4 protein-coding genes are annotated in these 3,696 nt (G+C 39.6%); 1 reads left to right on the top strand and 3 read right to left on the bottom strand.

What is annotated here, in order from left to right; genetic code table 11:
* Positions 1-552 precede the first annotated feature (552 nt).
* Complete coding sequence (locus L693_RS0126235; protein WP_025721321.1) at positions 553-1,266, top strand: hypothetical protein; 714 nt, start codon at positions 553-555, stop codon at positions 1,264-1,266.
* Positions 1,267-1,465: 199 nt separating this feature from the next.
* Here L693_RS0126235 and L693_RS0126230 read toward each other — a convergent pair whose 3' ends face one another.
* From L693_RS0126230 to L693_RS0126225, 3 genes are all read right to left on the bottom strand, one after another.
* Complete coding sequence (locus L693_RS0126230; protein ID WP_025721319.1) at positions 1,466-2,212, bottom strand: class I SAM-dependent methyltransferase; 747 nt, start codon at positions 2,210-2,212, stop codon at positions 1,466-1,468.
* A 394-nt stretch (positions 2,213-2,606) separates the two neighbouring features.
* Positions 2,607-3,125 (bottom strand): CPBP family intramembrane glutamic endopeptidase, encoded by a 519-nt coding sequence (locus L693_RS29675; RefSeq protein ID WP_081752216.1) that lies wholly within the window; start codon positions 3,123-3,125, stop codon positions 2,607-2,609.
* A 56-nt stretch (positions 3,126-3,181) separates the two neighbouring features.
* The coding region (locus tag L693_RS0126225; protein WP_025721317.1) for a transposase at positions 3,182-3,696 on the bottom strand (515 nt) is incomplete at its 5' end.

Raw genomic sequence — 3,696 nt, 5'->3', positions numbered from 1 at the left:
AAATAGGCTGTCGAGACTTTCTCGACAGCCTGAGAGGATCATATGATCCTCTTTCCTATTGTTTTTGATTCTGTCGTATAACGTTCCCGTATTCACGACGTCCCATCGACTAACTCCGCTGTGCAGTTAGTTGGTGCGGATGTGTCTGGCTGAAATACTTCCTTGCTGCTAAAACGCCTCGTCAAATCAACATAAAACTTCTACCGCCGAGGGCGAATACCCGATGCGTGAATATTGTGTTATACGGCGATTCGGACTTCTCTGACATCACACCACCAGTATTGTTTTATGTACTGCAAATAATTAGAATATAGACATATAGAATAGAAAGGACTGATTTCTATTAAAAGTTTAATCGAAATCTATTTACAAGATATATTAAACCCTCAACTTGTTAATCTTGGCGCAAATACAGTTTCAATCGCTAAGGTTAAAAATGATATCCGTAATAGATTAATATCAATCATTAGTCGTTGGAATCAACAAGAATTTCGAAAAACAATTCTACTAATAGGCTTAGAGGAAGCTCACTTCTATCAGCCTGAAGCTGATTTGAGTATCAAGTCTTTAGTTGTAGTAGCTATACGAAATAGTCTGATTGAAGATATGAAAAGTACAATACATGCAGCTAAAAAACTAGGGTTATCCAAACAGATTATTGATGACAGTACAATAAAAATTATTACTTATGATGCAATAAGATACTTCAGTGAATATGAGCTAAATCAAATAACCATTAACTTTACTTCACAAGAAGAAACATCTGACCCTTACTTCCACTTAAAAGAAAGATATCCGATTGCTTGGGAAGCAATGAAACATCTTAGCCAGTGTGCTAATTATATACAATATCCATCTCTTGAATGTGCTCCACCTAAATCAATAGTTACAATTAATCCCAATGAAAAATCAAGAACAATGACAGAAGTTCAAAGCGGAATTGATCCTAAAATTGATAATAAATTACAACAACTTCTTAATTTTGTTATTTCAGGTGGACAGCCTTTCTTCTATTGTGATTGCTTTAAAATGATAAGCAGGAATCCTGATAAGCTATTCAAAGTTATTGATATAGTATTGTCTTCAAACGCGCCTGTAGTAACTACTAATTATTATATAAGTAATGGATATGTCGCAAAGCGCTCAAAATTACTTCGTCCTGCACATGACACAGATGAGATCTTAATAAAACTTAAAGATACTTCTGGTTTGAGAAAATCACATTTAGAGATTTTAAAAATAATGAAAACTTCTATGGATAGCTAATGCTATATATTCCGAATTGTCGTATAACGTTCCCGTATTCACGACGCCCAGCGAATGCTGGGTGTGTCCGGCTGCCCCCGCTTCCCCGAAATCCTCCTGCCGGACCGAGGGCGTATGCCCGATGCGTGAATATAATGTTATCTGATGTCAGCCCTCCTTAGAGCCACTAACTCACTTATTTTGGGCTTCTTCAGTAATTTTAAAGTTTTCTTGCTTTGATAACGAAGGTTACAGGAAACATCTTCGCTCTTTTTACGAAATCATTATTTTCATCGTGCAATTGTATGATTTCATTCTCGGTTTCTTCAATCATTTGTTCAATAACAAACCCTGCTTTCGCCAACGCATTTATATAGGTTGATAGTTTACGGTCAGATAAGGTTAGCGCGCCTTGACAAAAATCAGGAGATACCGAATACCAAGATTCATCGAAATAACACTTGTTAAAAGCAAATCTATTATTTTCTTCAACAACACATTTGTGTATAGGATGAGACCAACTGAAAATAAAAACGCAGTCTTTTTTTAAATAAGAAGCAATTCGACAAAAAGTGCCTTCTAGGTCGGTTGTCCAGCCTATGGTGTAAATCGAATAAACAAAGTCAAAATAATCTACAGGTATGTCACATTCTTCTTCCATGGGAGAACAGATCAATTTTGCCGAAAGACCACACGCCGTCAAATGTTGTTTTGCCTTCTCAATTTGTTTTTCTGATATATCCATCCCCCATAGTTCAGATGCTTTGCGATCCCCCTGATATTGTAAGGATTGACCATTTCCACAGCCTATCTCTAACATCTTTTTTCCTGAGACATCGCCAAAAAGTTGGCATTTTTCTTCTGAGACAAATGCTCCATAAAAAGGAAGTACGATTGCTCCTAAAAAGTCATTTCCTTTTGTATCCCAATAGAAGCTGTTTGTTTCATAAACACTATGCTTGTTCATCCTGTGACCTCCTCTAATATAAATTTTGTTCGCTGCTCAGGTGTTTACCTATTAGTCATTTATTAGGTTTAGTTAATTTATCTGAAATAAAGTAAGCAGCAATAAATGAAAGAATAAAATTAGTTGTAACATTATCTGGTGTCCATCCAAAGGTGTTCACCTCATTAATTAAGTGTCTATGATTTAGCTGATTTCAGATAACGTTCCCGCATTCACGACGTCCTAGTGCCTTAAGGTTTCGCCAGGACCCGGCTGCCGCTTGCGGCAGTTAGGCGGTGGGATGTGTCTGCCTGAATCACTTTCCCCGAAATGCCTCGGACAGACCAAGGGCCGCTCTGCGCCCACAGCGTCGAATGCGATGTTATCTGATGCCATGGTCTTCCTTGAATTACTTTCAAATATTTATTGTTCTTGATATCCTCCAATTATTAGCACTTGTAATATTCATAAGAATAATAGCTAGCACAACTAAAACAACTAAAGTAACAATACTACCTTCAATCCCAAAGCTACCACCTGTAATCAAATCATTTCCGGTTAATTTTATACCATAAATCCCGGATGTTTCACGGCCACTCACTGGCACACTGAATATTGATCCTTGTAAAAAATTCCATGGAATATGAAAAGAAATTGCAGTCCAAATTGTCTTAGTTCTAATGGTTACAAATGCCAAGACAACACTAAGTATAAATATATTTGTAAATGCTACAAAAGAGTAACCTTCATTGCCTCCATGAATTAAACTAAATAGTAATGAAGTTAAACAAATCGACCAGCCTCTACCAATTGAACCTGAATTACGAAAGCGCGGAATGACCGGCAAGGTAGTAAACGGGGATTGAGGGATACCCACCAAATTAAGGGAAATAAGCCATAAGAATCGGCTAAGAGCTGGCGAAAAAGGGTACACTTCCCCCTACCCCATAAGAATGGGTTCCGTTACTTCCATGAAAATTTTTGGAAAAGTCACTCGAGCAGAAGCAGAGCGACACGAGTAGCGATTCGCTGCCATGCATAACAAGAGCCCAATGCTTTGGCCAGCTTCAACGAGAGTTGCCTGCTGTGGCGAATGAGCGTACCGGCAACCTGAAAGAACTCCAAGCGAAAGCGGGAAATCGTGTATCCACGTTGTATCGGCTCGCAGCAATCGCGTTTGAAACGCTCGTAGAGGTTATACGCCATGAGCTTGAGGAGCAGATCGATCTCGTTGGCTTCAAATGAGCCCGTCGCGATTCGATGGATGGAAAAGCCGTACTTGGCTTCCTTGATGTAGTTCTCCATGCAGCAACGCTGATTGTAGAAGCGCCAGACATCGATCGCTTCCCAATACAGATTGGTCACGATAGCCTCGTACTGCCAGTCGGTGTCGAGGACGAGACAGTTCTGCCCATCCTGAACGACCTGAACCTTGCGCGTGACCGTGACGCGCCTGGGACGATCCCAGGACGTTGCCTGATAAAACAGGGCGATTCCTTCGATGA

Source organism: Paenibacillus sp. 1-18 (assembly GCF_000520755.1).
Classification (GTDB): domain Bacteria; phylum Bacillota; class Bacilli; order Paenibacillales; family Paenibacillaceae; genus Paenibacillus; species Paenibacillus brasilensis.
Note: the sequence above shows the minus strand (reverse complement) of the source record. Positions and strands in the feature narration are given on the sequence as shown.